Origin of the sequence: Nocardioides sp. LHD-245 (assembly GCF_030929495.1) — a bacterium.
In the GTDB taxonomy this organism is placed as follows: domain Bacteria; phylum Actinomycetota; class Actinomycetes; order Propionibacteriales; family Nocardioidaceae; genus Nocardioides.
Map to the genome: position 1 here is coordinate 43,545 of NZ_JAVFWN010000019.1, position 17,737 is coordinate 61,281.

Below are 17,737 nucleotides of genomic sequence, written 5' to 3' on the forward strand. Positions count from 1 at the left end.
TCAGCCGCCGTCGCTGGCGAGCCGGTAGCCCGCGCCGCGGACGGTCTCGATGGCCTGCCGCCCGAACGGGCGATCGACCTTGTTGCGCAGGTGACGGACGTAGACCTCGACGATATTCGGGTCGCCCTCGAAGTCGCCGTCCCAGACGGCGTCGAGGATCTGACGCTTGGACACCACGTCGCCCTGGTGCCGGGCGAGGAACGCGAGCACCGCGAACTCACGTGCGGTGAGTCCGATCTCGTCGTCACCGCGGCGCACCCGCCGGGCCGCGGGATCGATCACGAGGTCACCCACCTCCAGCGTGGTCGGCCGCTCGCGGGCACCCCGGCGTGCCACCGCCCGCAGCCGGGCGACCAGCACCGGGAACGAGAACGGCTTGGTCAGGTAGTCGTCGGCACCGGTGTCGAGACCCTCGACCTGGTCCCACTCGCCGTCCTTGGCGGTGAGCATGAGGATCGGCGTCCAGTTGCCCTCACGACGCAGCGTCTCGCACACCTTGTAGCCGTTGACGCCGGGCAGCATCAGGTCGAGCACGATCGCGTCGTACTCGTTCTCGCGGGCGAGCCAGAGGCCGTCGGTGCCGTCGTGGGCGAGGTCGACCGCGAATCCCTCGGCGCCGAGGCCGATCTCGAGCGTGCGAGCGAGCCGTCGCTCGTCGTCGACGACCAGGACACGCATGCGACCTCCGGAAAGCAGTCAGGGTGGCTCCCCCGACCCTAGTGTCGCGGAGCCACCCTGAACCTGCGCTGAAGAGCGCCTACGGGTCAGACGTAGTTGACCTGCATCTCCTTGATGGCGTTGAGCCATCCCGAGCGCAGTCTGCGCGGCTCACCGGCGAGGGAGATGTTCGGCGCCAGGTCGGCGAGCGCGTTGAAGATCAGGTTGATCTGCAGGCGGGCCAGGTTGGCGCCGAGGCAGTAGTGCGCGCCGTGGCCGCCGAAGGCGACGTGCGGGTTGTTCTCGCGCAGGATGTCGAACCTGAACGGGTCCTCGAACACGTCCTCGTCGAAGTTCGCCGACGCGTAGAAGATGCCGACGCGGTCGCCCTTCTTGATCGCCTGGCCGGCCAGCTCGGTGTCCTTCTTGGCGGTGCGCTGGAAGACGGTGACCGGGGTCGCCCAGCGGACGATCTCGTCGATGGCGGTCTCCGGGCGGTCCTTCTTCCACAGCTCCCACTGGTCGGGGTTCTCGAAGAAGGCGTGCATGCCGTGGGTGGTCGCGTTGCGGGTGGTCTCGTTGCCCGCGACGGTCAGCAGGATGACGAAGAAGCCGAACTCGTCGTTGGTGAGCGCGCCGTGGTCGTCGTCCAGGCCGACGCTGATCAGCTTGGTGACGATGTCGTCCTGCGGGTTGGCGCGCCGCTCGTTGGCGAGCTGGTCGAAGTAGACGAGGATCTCCATGGACGCGACCGCCGGGTCGGCGCCGATGTCCGGGTCGTCGTACCCCATCATCTGGTTGGACCACTCGAAGAGCTTCTTGCGGTCCTCCTGCGGGACCCCGAGGAAGTCGGCGATCGCCTGGAGCGGCAGCTCGGAGGCGACCTGCTCCACGAAGTCGCCGCTGCCCTTCGCGACCGCCTGCTCGACGATCTCGTAGGCGCGGTCCTTGAGGGCCTGCTTGAGCGAGGCGATCACGCGCGGGGTGAAGCCACGGGAGACGATGCCGCGCATCTTGGTGTGGTCCGGCGGGTCGTGGTGGATCAGCATCGCGCGCTGCACCTCGACCTGGTCGCGGGTCATGTCCGGCGCGAACCGGATGATGACGCCGTTCTCCATGGCCGACCAGTTCTCGTTGTCCTTGGACACCTGGCGGACCTCGGCATGACGGGTGCACGCCCAGTAGCCGGTGTCGAGGAAGCCCGCGCGGGCCTCGGGGACCTGCTCGATCCAGCGGATCGGCTCGCTCTGGCGCAGCGCACGGAACTGCTCGTGAGGCACGGCCACTTCGTTGATGTCGGGATCGGTGGGATCCCAATCCGTCGGGATGAGGAGCTCGGTCACACCACGAACCTTTCGCTACGGGACAGCCAGGAGGATGGAACACGTTCTAGAGCCACCGTACAAAGCATCGCGTCAATACGAAAGGGTTTCGTGAAAACGACTTCGGCGTGGCGCAGGTCTCACTAGAACGTGTTCTAGGTCGATGCTACGGTGCGAGCATGGGCAACCCGGTGATCGTCGAAGCAGTCCGCTCCCCGTTGGGCAAGCGCAAGGGCTGGCTGGCCGGCCTGCACCCGGCCCAGACCCTCGGCTTCATCCAGGCCGAGGTGCTCCGTCGCGCGGGTGTCGACCCCGCTGTCGTCGAGCAGGTCATCGGCGGCTGCGTGACGCAGGCCGGCGAGCAGTCCAACGACGCCGTCCGGCGCGCGTGGCTCTACGCGGGGCTCCCCCAGGCCACCGCCGGCACCGCCCTCGACGCGCAGTGCGGCTCCGGTCAGCAGGCCACCCACCTGATCAACGACATGGTCGCCGCCGGCAGCATCGACGTCGGCATCGCCTGCGGCGTCGAGATGATGTCGCGCATCCCGCTCGGCGCGAACGTGCCGCCGGGCATGGGTGACCCGCGACCCGCGGACTGGACCATCGACATGCCCAACCAGTTCGAGGCAGCCGACCGGATCGCGAAGCACCGCGGGATCACCCGCGCGGACCTCGAGGCGCTCGGCCTGGCCTCGCAGGCCAAGGCCAGGGTCGCCGTCGACGAGGGGCGCTTCAAGCGCGAGATCGCCGCGATCGAGGCGCCCGTGCTCTCCGACTCGGGCGAGCCGACCGGTGAGACCCGGATCGTCGACACCGACCAGGGCCTGCGCGCGACCACCGCCGAGGGGCTCGCCGGCCTGCGCTCCGTCCTCGACGGCGGCCTGCACACGGCCGGCACGTCGTCGCAGATCTCCGACGGCGCCGCGGCGATCCTGATCATGGACGAGGACAAGGCGAAGGCCCTCGGCCTGAAGCCCCGGGCACGCATCGTCGCGCAGTGCCTCGTCGGCTCCGACCCGTACTTCCACCTCGACGGTCCGATCGACGCCACCCAGCGGCTGCTCGACAAGACCGGCATGGCGATCGGCGACTTCGACCTCTTCGAGGTCAACGAGGCCTTCGCCTCCGTGGTCCTCTCCTGGGCCGGTGTCCACCACGTCGACCTGGACAAGGTCAACGTCAACGGCGGTGCCATCGCGCTCGGCCACCCCGTCGGCGCCACCGGCGTCCGCCTGCTCACCACCGCGCTGCACGAGCTCGAGCGCCGCGACGCCTCGACCGCGCTCGTCTCGATGTGCGCCGGCGGCGCGATGGCGACAGGCACGATCATCGAGCGGATCTGACCCGGCCGGACCGGCCGGCCCCGGGCCGCCAACTCGCCTGCGGCCTGGTCGTTGAGCCCTGCGCGACCTACAGCGCCGCCGTCATCGCCGCGCACGCCCGCAGCCAGGACCGGCGGGTGCCGGCGGACAGCTCGGCGTACGGCACGACCGAGCCGGAGACCAGGGCCGGGTCGTACGGGACCCGATAGACGCCACGGGTGCGCTGCTCGTAGACCTGGACCAGGTCACGGGCGAGCGCCTCGTCGACCTTGGGGCTCGGGTCGGAGAGCACCGTGATGGTCTTGTACTTCAGGTTCTCGTGCCCCGCGTCCTGCAGCGCGTCGAGCATCCACAGGCCGCTGTAACCGGTGTCCTCCCGGATCGTGCTGGTGACGACGAGCAGGTCGGCCGCGTCGGCGGCGGCGAGCCAGTTCTCGGCGCGCAGGTTGTTGCCGGTGTCGACGAGGAGGATCCGGTAGAAGCGCTCGAGGAGCCGGTGGACCTCGGCGAAGTCGGCGGCGTGGATGACGCCGGTGACATCGGGCCGCTCGTCGGAGGCGAGGACGTCGAAGTGCGCGTCACCCTGCGACCGGACGAAGGCGCCGAGGTCGCCGATCCGTGACTGGTGGACGTCCTCGAAGCGGCCCAGGTCGTCGAGCAGCTCGCGGGTGGTGTTGCGGTGGGTGCTGCGCGCGCCGCGGATCCCCAGCGTCCCGCGGGTCTCGTTGTTGTCCCAGCCGATCACGCCGCCGCCGCGCACGGTGCCGAACGTGTAGCCGGCCGCCAGCACTCCCGTCGTCTTCGCGGCACCGCCCTTGGGATTGACGAACGCGATGGTGCGCGGGCCGTCGAAGTCCTTCTGGATCGCGGCGCGGTCGGCCTCGTAGGCACGCTCCTTCGGCCCCATCGCGGGTGCCACCAGGCCACCGGTCCAGCGGCGGACCCGGCCCCGCCAGCCCCAGGTCGCCGCGCCGAGCGCCAGCTCCTGGTCGCGCCGGTCGAGGAAGTCGGTGGCGGTCATGAACCGCCGCGGCTCGGCCGGGGACGGTGCGACCGGCGGTGGCGCGGACGCCGTCCGTACACCGGGCGGCGGGCTGCTCGGCGGCGGTCCGGTCGGAGCGGGGGCGCCCACGTGCAGGCCGCGGACCGCCGTGTGCTCGTCGGCCGGTGGCGGGGACGTCGGGCGCTCACCGATCGGATCGCTGAGCGGATCGAACAACGGGTCGGTCGAGGAGTGACTCACGTGTACCTCCGAGATAGGCAGCGGTCGCCCGCCAACCTACCCCGCCGCGCGAGGTCAGGACACGTCCGACAGCGCCGTCTCGATCGCCCGGTGGAAGGTCGGGTAGGCGAAGTGCATCCCCCGCAGCGTCGCGAGCGGGACCTCGGCGTGCACGGCCGTCACGAGCATGCCGATGATCTCGCCGCCGGCCGGACCGACCGCCGTCGCCCCGACCAGGACACCGCGGTCGAGGTCGGCCACGACCTTGATCAGACCGTCGTTGCCGACCTTGTGCAACCAGCCGCGGCTCGACTCAGGCAGCGGCGCCGTACCGGTGCCGACCCGGATGCCCGCGGCGCGGGCCTGGGCCTCACTCCGGCCGACCGAGCCGACCTCGGGATCCGTGAACGTCGCCCGGGACACGGCACGGTAGTCGGCCCAGGGGCCGTCCTCGCCGGTCAGGTCGCGGACGGCGACGTCGGCCTGGTACATCGACATGTGTGTGAACGCGCCCTTGCCGGTGATGTCGCCGATCGCCCACAGCCCTCCGGCGCCGGCCACCCGCATCCGCTCGTCGACGTCGACCGACCGCGCCGCCGGGTCCAGACCGACCGTCTCGAGCCCGACGTCCCCGAGGTTGGTACGCCGCCCGGCGGCCACCAGCAGCGCCTGGGCGTCGAGGGAGGTGCCGTCGGCGAGCCCGATGTGGAAGGCGCCGTCGTGGGCGACGGCGCTGACCCCGACCCCGGCCCGGACGACGATGCCCTCGGCCTCCAACGCGGCGACGACGACCGCGCTGGCCTCCGGCTCCTCGGGCCCGAGGATCCGCTCCCCCGCCTCCACGACCGTGACCTCGACGCCGAACCGGGAGAACGCCTGGGCCAGCTCGCAGCCGATGGCGCCGCCGCCGAGCACGACCAGGCTGCTGGGCAGCTCGCGCAGCCGCACGGCGTCGCGGTTGGTCCAGTAGGGCGTGTCTGCCAGCCCGTCGATGGGCGGGACCGCGGGCTCGGTGCCGGTGTTGAGGACCACGCCCCGGCGCACGACGACCTCCCGGTCCCCCGCGTCGGTGGCGATCACCACCCGGCCGGGTCCGGCGAGCCGGCCGTGCCCGCGCACGAACCGTGCGCCGGCCTGCTCCAGCCGCTCGACCGCGACGGTGTCGTCCCAGTCGTCGGTGGCCTCGTCGCGGATCCGGTCGGCCACCGTCGCCCAGTCGGGGTGGACCTCGGTCGCGCCGCCCAGGACCGGCACCCGCCGGGCCTCGGCGAGCGCGTCGGCGGCCCTGATCATCATCTTCGACGGGATGCAGCCGAAGTAGGGGCACTCACCGCCGACGAGGCGACGGTCGACCCCGACCACGGAGAGCCCGGCCCGGGCCAGCGTGGCGGCGAGGTGCTCACCGCCGGGCCCGAGCCCGATCACGACGACGTCGGCGTCCAGCTCACCTGTCATGGCGCCACACTGGCACACCTGTCCAGGCCCCGACCAGCGTCCCGGCGGGCGTCGTACCGGCACCGCCGGTCAGACCAGCGTGGCCTTCTTCCGCTGGATCGCGCCGAGCACGCCGTTCACGAACGCCGGCGAGTCGTCGGTCGACAGCTCACGAACCAGACCCATGGCCTCGGTCACGGCGACGGTGTCGGGGACGTCGTCGGCCCAGAGCAGCTCCCAGACGCCGATCCGGAGCACGTTGCGGTCGACGGCCGGCATCCGGGCGAGGCTCCAGTCGGTGGAGAACTCCTCGAGCACCTCGTCGATCCGCTCGCGCCGCTCGCTGACACCGCGCACGAGGACGGCGGTGTAGGGGTTCGCCGGGGCCTCACCCTCGGCGGTGACCCGCTCGAGCGCCTCGGCGCCCGTCTCACCGCGCAGGTCGGCGGCGTACAGGACGTCGAGGGCGCGCTTGCGGGCCTTGGTCCGGGCTCCCACGAGGTGGATCAGCCCTTCACGCGTGAGAGGTACGAGCCGCCGTCGCGGGTGTCGACCTTGATCTTCTCGCCCTGCTCGATGAACAGCGGGACCTGGATCTCGGCGCCGGTCTCGAGGGTGGCGGGCTTGGTGCGGCCGGTGGCGGAGTCGCCGACGACACCGGGCTCGGTGTAGGAGACGAGGAGCTCGACGGAGGCGGGCATCTCGATGAACAGGACCCGACCCTCGTTGGTGGCCAGGATGACCTCCTGGTTCTCCAGGAGGAAGCCGGCGGCGGTGCCGACGATGGACGGCTCGACCTCGACCTGGTCGTAGTCCTGCACGTCCATGAAGACGAAGTTGGTGCCGTCGTTGTAGAGGTACTGGAACGAACGGCGGTCGACGGTGGCCGTCTCGACCTTGGTGCCGGCGTTGAAGGTCTTGTCGACGTTCTTGCCGGACTCGACGTGCTTGAGCTTGGTGCGGACGAACGCGGGGCCCTTGCCCGGCTTCACGTGCTGGAACTCCACCACCTGCCAGAGCTGGCCCTCCAGGTTGAGAACCATGCCGTTCTTGAGGTCGTTCGTCGTTGCCATGCGTCAGCCTTCTCTGGAGATGTCGAAGATCGGGGTGGCCGCAGCGCCACCTCAGACGGGGCGCACCGGGGCCAGCGGACGAGTCTAGTGCGCGCCGTGGGCTGCGATGAATTCGAGCGCCTGCCGGTACCCGTCGATGCCCTGGCCCTCGATCACCTTCGCGGCGTGCGGGGTGACCACCGAGGTGTGCCGGAACTCCTCGGGCCGCTTCGACGGCGCACTGATGTGCACCTCGACGAGTGGGGCGGTCAGCTGCGCGCAGGCGTCGTACAGCGCGTAGGAGTAGTGGGTCCAGGCGCCGGCGTTGAGCACGACCGGCCAGCTGCGGTCCGCCGCGTTGTTGAGCCAGTCGAGCAGCTCGCCCTCGTGGTTGGTCTGCGAGAAGTGGATCTTGAGCCCGAGCTCCTTGCCCCAACGCGGCATCAGCCGGTCCTGCAGGTCGAAGTGGGTGGTGGTCCCGTAGATCTCGGGCTGGCGCTTGCCGAGCCGGCCCAGGTTGGGGCCGTTGAGGACGTAGACCTCCTGCTTGCCCATGGCTCAGGATCCTGCCAGACCCGACAGCGCCGCGTACGCCGCGCGCAGGTCGGCCTCGGACGGGCCGGCCAGGACGACCGGGCGGGCGAGATCCTCCAGGACGACGAAGCGGAGCTGGTTGCCACGGGCCTTCTTGTCGACCCGCATCGTCGCGAGCAGGGTGTCGAAGTCGACGCCCTCCCCTCCGAGCAGCGAGGTGGGCAGTGAGGTGGGCAGCCCGACCCGGCCGAACACCGCGCGATGGCGCGCGACCAGCTCCGGCGACAGCCCCCCGGCGCGGGCCGCCAGCTCGGCGACGTACACACAGCCCAGGGCGACGGCCTCCCCGTGGCGGATCGCGTAGTCGGTGGCCTTCTCGACGGCGTGGGCCAGGGTGTGGCCGTAGTTGAGGACCTCGCGGCCGGGGTGGCCATCGACTCCCCCGGTCTCCTTGAGGTCGCCCGCGACGACGTCGGCCTTGACCTGGATCGCGCGCTCGACCAGCTCCCGCAGCACCGGCGAGTCGGCCGTCAGCTCGGCCGGCTCGGTCGTCTCGACGAGCTCGAGGATCCGCGGGTCGGCGATGAAGCCGCACTTCACGACCTCGCCGAGCCCGGCCACGACCTCGGCCCGCGGCAGCGTGGCGAGCAGCGCGAGGTCGCACAGCACGCCGGCCGGCTCGTGGAAGGAGCCGACCAGGTTCTTGCCGGCCGGGGTGTTGATGCCGGTCTTGCCGCCGACCGCCGCGTCGACCATGGCGAGCACGGTGGTCGGGACGTGGACGACCGCGACCCCGCGCAGCCAGGTGGCGGCCACGAAGCCGCCGAGGTCCGTGGTCGCGCCGCCGCCCAGGGTGACGACGGCGTCGGAGCGGGTGAAGCCCTCCTCACCGAGCGACTCCCAGCAGGCCGCCGCGACCTCCCAGGTCTTCGCCTCCTCGCCGTCGGGCACCTGGAGCACGATGACGTCGAGGCCCTCGAGCAGGTCCGCGAACGGCTCCAGCAGGTCCTCCAGCGACTCCGGTGTGATGATCGCGACCCGCTGCACTCCCTCGGGGAGCAGGCCGCGGAGGCGGTCGAGGACGTCGTGACCGACCACGACGTCGTACGGCGACGCGGTGGCCACTCTCAGGACGGTGCTGTCGTTGGGTGCGTTCATGCACGGTCTCCCTGGAGGGCGGTGAGAATCTCGGCGGCGATGGCGTCGGGCTCGCGGCCGTCGGTCTCGACGGTGATCCGGGCGAGCCCCTCGTAGACGGGGGTGCGCTCGTCGAGGAGCTGCTTGACCCGGGCCCGGACGTTGCCGAGCAGCAGCGGGCGCCCGGTGCCGAGACCGACCCGCTTGACGGCGTCCGCGAGACCGACGCGCAGGAAGACGACCGGGTAGGAGCCGAGCAGCTCCTGCGTCGCCGGGTCGAGGACGGCGCCGCCGCCCAGCGACAGCACACCGTCGTGGTCGGCCAGGGCCCGGGCGACCGTCGCGCGCTCGAGGGCCCGGAAGGCGGACTCGCCGTCCTCGACGAAGATGTCCTGCACCGGCTTGCCGGCCTGCTCCTCGACCAGCTCGTCGCTGTCGGCGAACCCCACACCGAGCGCTGCCGCGACCCGGCGCCCCACGGTGGTCTTCCCGGCGCCCATGGTCCCGATCAGGACCGCGCGCGGCCCGCCCGCATCGCTCACCTGAACCGGAGCGTGTCGAGGTACGACTGCACGTTGCGACGGGTCTCCTGGACGGCGTCGCCGCCGAACTTCTCCAGCACGGCCTGGGCGAGCACGAGTGCCACCATCGCCTCGGCGACGATGCCGGCCGCGGGCACCGCGCACACGTCGGAGCGCTGGTGGTGGGCGACGGCCTCCTCGCCGGTGGCGAGATCGACGGTCCGCAGCGCGCGTGGCACGGTGGCGATCGGCTTCATCGCCGCTCGGACCCGGAGGATCTCGCCGGTGGTCATCCCGCCCTCGGTGCCGCCGGAGCGGCCGGAGACCCGGCGCAGCCCCTCCTCGGTCGGGACGATCTCGTCATGGGCCAGCGAGCCAGGCGTGGCGGCCAGCTCGAAGCCGTCGCCCACCTCGACGCCCTTGATCGCCTGGATGCCCATGAGCGCGCCGGCGAGGCGCGCGTCGAGGCGGCGGTCCCAGTGCACGTGGGAGCCGAGGCCGGGCGGGAGGCCGTGGACGACGACCTCGACGACGCCGCCGAGGGTGTCACCGTCCTTGTGCGCCTGGTCGATCCGCTCGACCATGAGCTTGGAGCCGTCGGCGTCGAAGCAGCGCACCGGGTCGGCGTCGAGGCGCGCGACGTCGCCCGGGGAGGGCAGGTCGGCCGACGGGGTGCGGACGCCGCCGATCTCGAGCACGTGGCTGACGATCCGGGCACCCGTCGCCTGCTCGACGAAGTTGCTCGCGACCCGGCCCAGGGCGACCCGGGCGGCGGTCTCGCGGGCCGAGGCCCGCTCCAGGATCGGGCGGGCGTCGGCGAAGTCGTACTTCTGCATGCCGGCGAGGTCGGCGTGGCCCGGCCGCGGGCGGGTCAGCGCCGCGTTGCGGGCCTGGCTCTCGAGGATCGCGGGGTCGACCGGATCGGCCGACATCACCGTCTCCCACTTGGGCCACTCGGTGTTGCCGACCTGGATCGCGACCGGCCCACCCTGGGTCCGGCCGTGCCGGACGCCGCCGGTGATGGTCACCTCGTCGGCCTCGAACTTCATCCGGGCGCCCCGGCCGTAGCCGAGACGACGGCGAGCGAGCGAGTCGGAGATGTCGTCGGTCGTGACCTCGACGTGGGCCGGCAGGCCCTCGAGGATCGCGACCAGGGAGGGGCCGTGGGACTCCCCCGCAGTCAGCCAGCGCAACATGGGCACCAGTGTCCCACGCTGGGCTCAGCCGCCGAGGACCTGTCCCACGACATCGCGCCGAGCGTGCAGGACCCGGAGCACCACAACGTCGTTCGACGCCACTGTGTAGAACATGCCGTACGGGAATCGCCTCACCCGCGCACGTCGGACGCCGGGGAACCCATCGACGGGCGGCGCACCATCGGGGAACATCTCCAGGCGCTCGACGACGCGGTCGATCGCCTCCAGGAACTCGGTGCCGAGCCCCGGGGTCTGCTCGTCGTAGTGGCCGACCGCTTCCTCGATGTCGGCCACGGCCAACGCCGAGAGCCGGATTCTCACCGGCCGGTCCACAGCTCCGATCGCACCTCACTCCAGGAACGGAGGCGCTCGGGATGGGCGTCGACCTCGTCGAGTGCCTCGACCAGCCGCCGGCGCTCGTCCTCGGACGGCACGTAGACCGCTTCCCCGAAGTGCGTTCGGATGGCTTCCTGAATGATCTCCGAGCGGGAGCGGTGTTCCACGGCGCGGGCACGCTCGACCAGGTCGTAGAGCTCTTCGGGCAGCGTCACCGCGACCTTGCGTACAGCCATCAGAACCTCCTCGGTATGACATCAGCATACCGTGGGCGAGGACCTACGCTGCGCTGCCGAGGACCTGTCCCACGACCACCGCGACCAGGGCGCCGAGCACCAGGAAGGGCCCGTACGGCACCCGGCGGCGGATCATGGTGCCGCTGCGCCGCATCGGCACCATCGCCACGACGCCGAGCACGGCGGCCGCCAGCACGGACACGACCAGCACCCCGACGCCGTACGGCCCGATCGCGATGCCGAGCAGCGCCCCGAGGCGGACGTCGCCCCCCGCCATGGCGCGCGGGCTGACCAGACGCATCACGCCGTAGTAGCCACCGAGCGCCAGGAACCCGATCAGGCCCCACCCGGCGACCCACGGGTCGCCGACCGCCACGGCCACCGCCGCGACCAGCGCGCCGGTGAGCAGCCAGGCCGGTCGGATCAGGCGGGAGGGGAGGTACCAGGTGACGTAGTCGATGACCGTCAGCGCGGCGCACACCGGCACGAGAGCGAGCAGCCAGAGCAGGCCCCAGTTCCAGCCCAGGGCCAGGCCGAGGATCCCGGCGGCGACGGCGCAGGCCACGACGGAGCGCAGGCGCAGGCCGGGACGTGCGGCCAGCTGTGCGAACGGCACGTGGTCGGGGTAGTCGTCCGGGTTCTCGGCCGGATCGTGCTCGGGCTCCGGGCACCGCGCGATCAGCCACGGGACGAGGAGCCCGCCCAGCGCCCCGATCAGGGCGCAGGCCAGCGCGGGGACGGCGTGCATGCCGCGACGCTACCGGGCGGCCTGGGCGGCTTCGCCCGCCGAGCGCATGGCGTCGAGTGGTCCGTCCTGACCAGTGAACATGCCGAACTGGAGCACCGCCTGGTGCACCAGCAGGTCGAGCCCGGAGACCACCGGGGCGCCCGCACGCAGCGCCGCGTCGACCAGGGGGGTCGGCCACTCGTTGTAGGTCACCTCGAACACCACGTCGGCCGGCAGCACCCGCGCCACCAGCTCGGCCGTCTGGGCGGCGGCCGGGATCGTCGAGATCAGGACTCCACCGGTGCCGCCGACCTCGTCGAGGCTCAGCACGACGACGTCGGGAGCGGTCGGGTGGCGACGGATCGCGGCGACCGCCTCGGCGGCGTTGTCCGGCGTGCGCGCGGCGACGGTGATCCGGGTGGCGCCGAGCTCCGCGAGCGCCAGTCCGACGCTGGCGGCGGTGGCGCCGCCGCCGAGGACGGTGGCCGCGGTCGTGGCACCCGCGAAGCGCTCGCGGATCGCTGCCATCGCGCCCGGCACGTCGGTGTTGTCGGCGGACCAGCCGCCGGCGGTGCGGACGAGGGTGTTGGCGCCCCCGGCCAGGCGGGCGACGTCGCTCACCTCGTCGGCGAGCGCCAGCGCCTCGCGCTTGAGCGGCGCCGTCACCGACAGGCCCCGCCACTCCGACCCCAGCCCGGCCACGTACCCGGCCAGCTCGCCCGCCGGCACGCGCACGGCGTCGTAGGTCGCCGCGATGCCGAGCGCGGCGTACCCGGCCCGGTGCAGGGTGGGCGACAGGGAGTGCGCCACCGGGTCGCCGACCACGGCACAGCGAGCAGACTCAGCCATCACGCGTCATCGACAGGCACGTCATCAGCAGGCGCCCTCGGACTCGTTCGCGCAGTAGTCGCGCAGCTCGCTGGTGTAGCTGAGGAACTCGTTGTAGCTCGTCGCGAACTTCGTCTCGCCGGTGCGCAGGTTGACCGTGACGTAGTAGTACCAGTCACCCGCGGGCGGGTTCATCGCCGCCGTGATGGCGTCGTCGCCGGGGGCGCTGATCGGCCCCGGCGGCAGACCGGCCACCCGGAAGGTGTTGTACGGCGAATCGGTGTTCTCGCGCTCGGCCTGGGTCAGGCCGACGGTGAGCTTGCGCCCGAGCGCGTAGTCGACGGACGCGTCGATCTGCAGACGACCGATCTGTCCCGCCGTCCCCGGGTTCTCGACCCGGTTGAGGATCACCCGCGCGATCTTCGCCATGTCGTCGGCGGTCTTGCCCTCCACCTGCACCAGCGAGGCGATCGTCATCAGCTCGTGCGGCGTGTAGCCGAGGCGCTGGGCCGCCGCGTCGAGACCCGCGTCGTCCGCCGCCCGCTTCCACCGGTCGACCATCGTCTTCAGGAAGCCGGCAGCGGTGTCGTCGGGGCTGATCGTGTAGGTCGCGGGGAACAGGTAGCCCTCGGGGTTGCCGTCGGCGTACTCGGGGAGTCCGAGGTCGGGGCTCCGCAGCGCGGCGTTGAGCTCCTTCTTGCCGAAGTCGGTCTTCTTGGCCAGCAGGTCGACGATGTCGACGACGCGCAGCCCCTCGGGGACCGTCACCGTCTCGGTCGACACGTTCGCCGGGTCGACGAGGATGGCCACGACGTCGGCGGCCTTCATCTCGTTCTTGAGCAGGTAGGTGCCGGCCTGGATCTTCGTGGACCGGTCGTCCTTGGCCGCGGCGTCGACGAACGCCTCGCCGGACGCGACGACGCCGAGGTCCTCGAGCTCGGCTCCCATTGACCCCACGGTCTGGCCGGGGTCGATGACGAAGGTGACCTCGCCGCTGCCGGGTCCGGAGAAGTCCTCGGGCCCGGCGAACATGTCCTTGACGTCGGAGATCGCGCCACGGGCGAACCACGCGACGAGGGCGCAGAAGAGCACCACCACCAGCAGTATCGGCAGACAGCTGCTTCGACGCTGCTTCGCCGCGCGCCGGCGACCGCCCGCCGGCGTACCGGGGAGCAGGCCGAGGTCCTCACCGGGCTCGACGGGCTCCATCGGCGGCTGCTCAGTCATGCGTCTCCTCGTCCGTGGGGGGCGTCACCAGCTCGCCCGGAGGGGTGTCGGTGGCACGTTCGGCATCCAGCGCCTGCTGCAGGATGACGACGGCCGCGACCTGGTCGACCACAGCGCGTCGCTTCGCGCCCTTGCGCTGGTCGCGCAGCATAGCCTCCGCGGTCACCGTGGTGAGCCGTTCGTCGACGAGGCGCACGGGGACCGGTGCGACCCGGCGTGCCAGCCGGGCGGCGAACTCGCGGGTCTTCACGGCCGCCGGCCCCTCGCCGCCGGAGAGCGACCGGGGCAGCCCGACGACCACCTCGACGGCCTCCTCCGCCTTGAGGATCTGATGGATCCGGCGCAGGTCCCCCTTGCCGCGCCGGACCGTCTCGACGGGCGTGGCGAGGATCCCGGACGGATCGCTGCGGGCCACGCCGATCCGGGCGTCGCCGGGATCGACGCCGAGCCGGACGCCGCGGCGCATCAGGCTTGTGCGACCGCGGCTGTCACGGCAGCCAGCGCCTCGTCGATCCGGGTCACGTCGGTGCCACCGCCCTGCGCCAGGTCGGCCTTGCCGCCGCCCTTGCCGTCGAGGAAGGGCGCCGCCGCACGGACCAGGTCGCCGGCCGCGAGGCCGCGGGCCTGCGCCGCCTCGTTGAGAGCCGCCACGATCGCCGCCTTGCCGTCCGCCGCACCGACGAGGACCACGGCCGCCGGTGCGCCGCCGGCGAGGCGGGCCCGGACGTCGGTCGCGAGGGTGCGGACGTCGCCCCCGGATGCGCCGTCGAGCCGCTGCGCGACGAGCCGGACGCCGTTGACGTCGGTCGCGCCCTCGGCGAGCGCCGCGCCGCCGGACAGCAGCTGGGCGAGACGGATCTTCTCCATCTCCTTCTCGGACTGCTTGAGGCGGTCCAGGAGGTCCCCGACCCGGCCGACGAGGTCGTCGGGCTGGGTCTTGAGCAGCGTGGAGAGCTGGCCGACCACGTCGCGCTCGCGGGCGAGGTACGCGAAACCCTCGACGCCGGTCAGCGCCTCGATCCGGCGGTTGCCCGAGCCCACCGAGGCCTCGCTGGTGACCACGACCGTGCCGACCTGGCTGGAGTGGTCGACGTGCGTGCCACCGCACAGCTCACGCGACCAGGGACCGCCGATCTCGACCACACGGACCTTCTGGTCGTCGTACGTCTCGCCGAAGAGGGCGATCGCGCCCCAGTCCTTGGCCTCGCCGAGGGTCATGTACTGCCAGCCGACGGGCAGGTCAGCGCGCAGCGCGTTGTTGGAGACCTGCTCGATCTCGCGGACCTGGTCCGGCGAGAGCGCGTTCAGCCAGCCGAAGTCGAGGCGCAGGTAGCCCGGCCGGTTGTAGGAGCCGGACTGCAGGGCGGTGGGTCCGAGCACCTCGCGCAGCGCGGCGTGCACGATGTGGGTGCCCGAGTGTGCCTGGCGGGCGCCGATGCGCCACTGGGGGTCGACCTTCGCGTGCAGCAGCCTCGCGTCGGCGGGCAGCTCGCCGTCGACGACGCGGACCTGGTGGACCACGAGACCACGGACCGGACGCTGGACGTCGAGCACCTCGACGGCGCCACCCTCGAACTCGATCACGCCGGCGTCGGCGACCTGGCCGCCCGACTCGGCGTAGAACGGGGTGCGGTCGAGGACCAGCTCCCCGATCTCACCGCCGGCGAGGACGGGGACGGCGGCACCCTCGCGCAGCAGCGCCAGCGGCCGCGACTCGGTCTCCAGGGTCTCGTAGGCCAGCCACTCGGTCGGGCCGTGGGCGTCGAGGATGCCTCGGTAGACGCCGGTGTCGGCGTGCTGGCCCTTCTTCGCGCGGGCGTCGGCCTTGGCCCGCTCGCGCTGCTCGGCCATCAGCTGCCGGAAGCCCTGCTCGTCGACGTCCAGGTCCGCCTCGGCGGCCATCTCGAGGGTGAGGTCGATCGGGAAGCCGTAGGTGTCGTGCAGCGCGAACGCCCGGTCACCGGGGATCGTGGTCGCACCGGACTGCCTCACCTCGCCGGCGGCCAGGTCGAAGATCTGGGTGCCGGCCTGGAGCGTCTTGCGGAACGCCTCCTCCTCGGCGTACGCGACCTGCGCGATCCGGTCCCAGCCGGAGACCAGCTCGGGGTAGCTCTCCCCCATCTTGTCGCGCGAGACCGGCAGCAGCTCGGGCAGCGACGGGTCCTGGTAGCCGAGCAGGCGCATGTTGCGCACCGCGCGGCGCAGCAGCCGGCGCAGGACGTAGCCGCGGCCCTCGTTGCCGGGAGTGACGCCGTCGCCGATGAGCATGAGCGAGCTGCGGACGTGGTCGGCGACCACGCGGAAGCGCACGTCGTCGACGTGGGCCTCGGCCCCCGGAGCGCCGTACTTCTTGCCGGAGAGCTCCATCGCCTTCTCGATGACCGGGAAGATCGTGTCGATCTCGTACATGTTGTGCTTGTCCTGGAGCAGGTACGCGACGCGCTCGAGACCCATGCCGGTGTCGATGTTCTTGCTCGGCAGCGGCCCGGCGATGTCGAAGTCGTCCTTGGCGCGGACGGCGCTGAGCTCCTCCTGCATGAAGACCAGGTTCCAGATCTCCAGGAAGCGGTCCTCGTCGGCCTCGGGACCACCGTCAGGACCGAACTCGGCGCCGCGGTCGATGTAGATCTCGCTGCAGGGACCGCCGGGACCGGGGACGCCCATGTTCCAGTAGTTGTCCTTGAGCCCGCGCGGCTGGATCCGCTCCTCGGGCAGCCCCGCGATCCGCTTCCAGGCGTCGCGTGCCTCGTCGTCGTCCGGCAGCACGGTGACCCAGATCTTGTCCGGGTCGAAGCCGAAGCCGCCGTCGGCCTGGGAGTTGGTGATCAGCTCCCAGGCGAACTGGACAGCACCCTCCTTGAAGTAGTCGCCGAAGGAGAAGTTGCCGTTCATCTGGAAGAACGTGCCGTGGCGGGTCGTCTTGCCGACCTCCTCGATGTCGAGGGTGCGCACACACTTCTGCACGCTGGTGGCCCGCCGGAAGGGAGGCGTCTCCTGGCCCAGGAAGTAGGGCTTGAAGGGCACCATGCCGGCGTTGACGAAGAGCAGGTTGGGGTCGTCGAGCAGCAGCGACGCCGACGGTACGACGGTGTGGCCGCGTGCCTCGAAGTGGGCGAGGAACCGGTTGCGGATCTCCGCGCTGCTCAGGTGCCGCTCGTTCAACGGGTGCCTTCTCTGCTGGATGTGGTGGTGGGGTTGGTCAGCTGGGGTGGTCCGGCGTCGGCACCGTCGAAGCGCTGCCGCAGGTGGATCTCGGCCTCGGCCTGTCCCCGCGCGACCTCCTCGCCGAACAGCCGGGCACCGAGGAAGGCCGCACCGACCCGGTCGCGCATGCCGTCGGGCGTGAGCGCCTCCGCGAGGCGCCGGGCCCGGACCATGCCGTACACGCCCGCGGCCGCGCCGGCGGCGAACCAGACACCCGCCTTCACGACGAGGCCTCCGCGTCCGCCCGGAGCGGCTCCCGCTGGCGCGACTCCAGGTCACGGCGGGCGGCCCGCAGCATCAGCTTGCGCTCCTTGCGGGAGCGCTTGACCTCGCGCTTCATCTCGAACCGGATCCGGTTGCGGACCTCGGGCGAGAGGGCACGACGCAGCCCCGCAGCCAGCGCGGCCGTCTTGATGACGCTCTCGCGGAGCAGGATGTCGGCGAACATGGGGGCGGGTACGACGCGCGCCGGGACGCGCGGCCCGTGCTCCTGGCCCAGGTCGGTGATGACGTACTCGCGGTCGTCGACCGTGGCGACCGGCGTCCGGTCCTTGCGGACCGCGACGTCCTGCTTCTCCTGCAGCTCCGCCTCGATGCCGGCCAGCTGCTCGCGCAGCGCCTCGGCATCCTGGGCCGCGGCCGTGAGCAGGGCCTCGGTGTGACCGCGAGCCTGGCGCACCGACCGGGCGAGCCGGAACGCGGCGACCGCGAACGCCAGGACGGCGACCGCGATCAGCACGGCCAGCCAGGCCGGGAGGACGAGCTCGTTGGTCACGACGAGC

At 71.9% G+C, this 17,737-nt stretch carries 20 protein-coding genes; 1 reads left to right on the plus strand and 19 read right to left on the minus strand.

Going from position 1 to position 17,737, the window contains the following annotated elements:
* Positions 1-678, minus strand: coding sequence for a response regulator transcription factor (locus tag RB608_RS24490; protein ID WP_308090702.1), 678 nt, complete (start codon positions 676-678; stop codon positions 1-3).
* Between the two features lie 86 nt (positions 679-764).
* Complete coding sequence (locus RB608_RS24495; RefSeq protein WP_308090703.1) at positions 765-2,000, minus strand: cytochrome P450; 1,236 nt, start codon at positions 1,998-2,000, stop codon at positions 765-767.
* Between the two features lie 158 nt (positions 2,001-2,158).
* Here RB608_RS24495 and RB608_RS24500 point away from each other — a divergent pair, with 158 nt between their 5' ends.
* On the plus strand, positions 2,159-3,322 hold the full coding sequence (locus RB608_RS24500) for a steroid 3-ketoacyl-CoA thiolase (protein WP_308090704.1): 1,164 nt from the start codon (positions 2,159-2,161) through the stop codon (positions 3,320-3,322).
* 67 nt (positions 3,323-3,389) lie between these two features.
* On the opposite strand, the gene RB608_RS24505 is transcribed toward RB608_RS24500, so the two are convergent.
* The 17 genes from RB608_RS24505 to RB608_RS24585 form a co-directional block, all read right to left on the minus strand.
* The gene (locus RB608_RS24505; RefSeq protein ID WP_308090705.1) at positions 3,390-4,544 is read right to left on the minus strand and encodes a hypothetical protein; all 1,155 of its coding nucleotides are present in this window, start codon (positions 4,542-4,544) and stop codon (positions 3,390-3,392) included.
* A 54-nt stretch (positions 4,545-4,598) separates the two neighbouring features.
* Positions 4,599-5,978: an NAD(P)/FAD-dependent oxidoreductase gene (locus RB608_RS24510; protein ID WP_308090706.1), complete on the minus strand. Its 1,380-nt coding sequence runs from the start codon at positions 5,976-5,978 to the stop codon at positions 4,599-4,601.
* A gap of 69 nt (positions 5,979-6,047) precedes the next feature.
* A complete protein-coding gene (nusB, locus tag RB608_RS24515) occupies positions 6,048-6,455 on the minus strand; it encodes a transcription antitermination factor NusB (protein ID WP_308090707.1) in 408 nt (135 codons plus the stop codon).
* An 8-nt stretch (positions 6,456-6,463) separates the two neighbouring features.
* Entirely contained in the window at positions 6,464-7,030 is a 567-nt protein-coding gene (efp, locus tag RB608_RS24520) for an elongation factor P (RefSeq protein ID WP_308090708.1), read from the minus strand.
* 84 nt (positions 7,031-7,114) lie between these two features.
* The gene (locus RB608_RS24525) at positions 7,115-7,564 is read right to left on the minus strand and encodes a type II 3-dehydroquinate dehydratase (RefSeq protein WP_308090709.1); all 450 of its coding nucleotides are present in this window, start codon (positions 7,562-7,564) and stop codon (positions 7,115-7,117) included.
* A 3-nt stretch (positions 7,565-7,567) separates the two neighbouring features.
* Positions 7,568-8,701 carry a 3-dehydroquinate synthase gene (aroB, locus tag RB608_RS24530; RefSeq protein ID WP_308090710.1) on the minus strand — a complete coding sequence of 378 codons (1,134 nt, stop codon included), beginning with the start codon at positions 8,699-8,701 and terminating at the stop codon, positions 7,568-7,570.
* Positions 8,698-9,222, minus strand: coding sequence for a shikimate kinase (locus RB608_RS24535; RefSeq protein ID WP_308090711.1), 525 nt, complete (start codon positions 9,220-9,222; stop codon positions 8,698-8,700). The genes aroB and RB608_RS24535 overlap by 4 nt, the downstream gene beginning before the upstream one ends.
* Entirely contained in the window at positions 9,219-10,397 is a 1,179-nt protein-coding gene (gene aroC, locus RB608_RS24540; RefSeq protein ID WP_308090712.1) for a chorismate synthase, read from the minus strand. The genes RB608_RS24535 and aroC overlap by 4 nt, the downstream gene beginning before the upstream one ends.
* A 24-nt stretch (positions 10,398-10,421) precedes the next feature.
* Positions 10,422-10,718 (minus strand): type II toxin-antitoxin system RelE/ParE family toxin, encoded by a 297-nt coding sequence (locus RB608_RS24545; protein ID WP_308090713.1) that lies wholly within the window; start codon positions 10,716-10,718, stop codon positions 10,422-10,424.
* Complete coding sequence (locus tag RB608_RS24550; protein WP_308090714.1) at positions 10,715-10,969, minus strand: ribbon-helix-helix protein, CopG family; 255 nt, start codon at positions 10,967-10,969, stop codon at positions 10,715-10,717. The genes RB608_RS24545 and RB608_RS24550 overlap by 4 nt, the downstream gene beginning before the upstream one ends.
* A gap of 43 nt (positions 10,970-11,012) precedes the next feature.
* Positions 11,013-11,717, minus strand: a complete 705-nt coding sequence (locus RB608_RS24555; protein WP_308090715.1) for an A24 family peptidase — start codon at positions 11,715-11,717, stop codon at positions 11,013-11,015.
* A gap of 9 nt (positions 11,718-11,726) precedes the next feature.
* Positions 11,727-12,545, minus strand: coding sequence for a shikimate dehydrogenase (locus RB608_RS24560; RefSeq protein WP_308090716.1), 819 nt, complete (start codon positions 12,543-12,545; stop codon positions 11,727-11,729).
* Positions 12,546-12,569: 24 nt separating this feature from the next.
* Positions 12,570-13,751 (minus strand): endolytic transglycosylase MltG, encoded by a 1,182-nt coding sequence (gene mltG / locus RB608_RS24565; protein WP_308090717.1) that lies wholly within the window; start codon positions 13,749-13,751, stop codon positions 12,570-12,572.
* Positions 13,744-14,217 carry a Holliday junction resolvase RuvX gene (gene ruvX, locus RB608_RS24570; RefSeq protein WP_308090718.1) on the minus strand — a complete coding sequence of 158 codons (474 nt, stop codon included), beginning with the start codon at positions 14,215-14,217 and terminating at the stop codon, positions 13,744-13,746. The genes mltG and ruvX overlap by 8 nt, the downstream gene beginning before the upstream one ends.
* Entirely contained in the window at positions 14,217-16,898 is a 2,682-nt protein-coding gene (alaS, locus tag RB608_RS24575; RefSeq protein WP_308090779.1) for an alanine--tRNA ligase, read from the minus strand. The genes ruvX and alaS overlap by 1 nt, the downstream gene beginning before the upstream one ends.
* A gap of 11 nt (positions 16,899-16,909) precedes the next feature.
* Entirely contained in the window at positions 16,910-17,179 is a 270-nt protein-coding gene (locus RB608_RS24580; protein ID WP_308090719.1) for a DUF6167 family protein, read from the minus strand.
* The gene (locus RB608_RS24585; protein ID WP_308090720.1) at positions 17,176-17,730 is read right to left on the minus strand and encodes a hypothetical protein; all 555 of its coding nucleotides are present in this window, start codon (positions 17,728-17,730) and stop codon (positions 17,176-17,178) included. Before RB608_RS24585 ends, RB608_RS24580 begins: the two co-directional genes overlap by 4 nt.
* Positions 17,731-17,737 lie beyond the last annotated feature (7 nt).

Bases quoted from the DNA above. Each gene is read 5' to 3' on its own strand.
- RB608_RS24490 (WP_308090702.1), bottom strand. From the start codon at position 678: ATGCGTGTCCTGGTCGTCGACGACGAGCGACGGCTCGCTCGCACGCTC.
- RB608_RS24500 (WP_308090704.1), top strand. From the start codon at position 2,159: ATGGGCAACCCGGTGATCGTCGAAGCAGTCCGCTCCCCGTTGGGCAAG.
- RB608_RS24510 (WP_308090706.1), bottom strand. From the start codon at position 5,978: ATGACAGGTGAGCTGGACGCCGACGTCGTCGTGATCGGGCTCGGGCCC.
- efp (WP_308090708.1), bottom strand. From the start codon at position 7,030: ATGGCAACGACGAACGACCTCAAGAACGGCATGGTTCTCAACCTGGAG.
- RB608_RS24525 (WP_308090709.1), bottom strand. From the start codon at position 7,564: ATGGGCAAGCAGGAGGTCTACGTCCTCAACGGCCCCAACCTGGGCCGG.
- aroB (WP_308090710.1), bottom strand. From the start codon at position 8,701: ATGAACGCACCCAACGACAGCACCGTCCTGAGAGTGGCCACCGCGTCG.
- aroC (WP_308090712.1), bottom strand. From the start codon at position 10,397: ATGTTGCGCTGGCTGACTGCGGGGGAGTCCCACGGCCCCTCCCTGGTC.
- RB608_RS24550 (WP_308090714.1), bottom strand. From the start codon at position 10,969: ATGGCTGTACGCAAGGTCGCGGTGACGCTGCCCGAAGAGCTCTACGAC.
- RB608_RS24555 (WP_308090715.1), bottom strand. From the start codon at position 11,717: ATGCACGCCGTCCCCGCGCTGGCCTGCGCCCTGATCGGGGCGCTGGGC.
- RB608_RS24560 (WP_308090716.1), bottom strand. From the start codon at position 12,545: ATGGCTGAGTCTGCTCGCTGTGCCGTGGTCGGCGACCCGGTGGCGCAC.
- mltG (WP_308090717.1), bottom strand. From the start codon at position 13,751: ATGACTGAGCAGCCGCCGATGGAGCCCGTCGAGCCCGGTGAGGACCTC.
- ruvX (WP_308090718.1), bottom strand. From the start codon at position 14,217: ATGCGCCGCGGCGTCCGGCTCGGCGTCGATCCCGGCGACGCCCGGATC.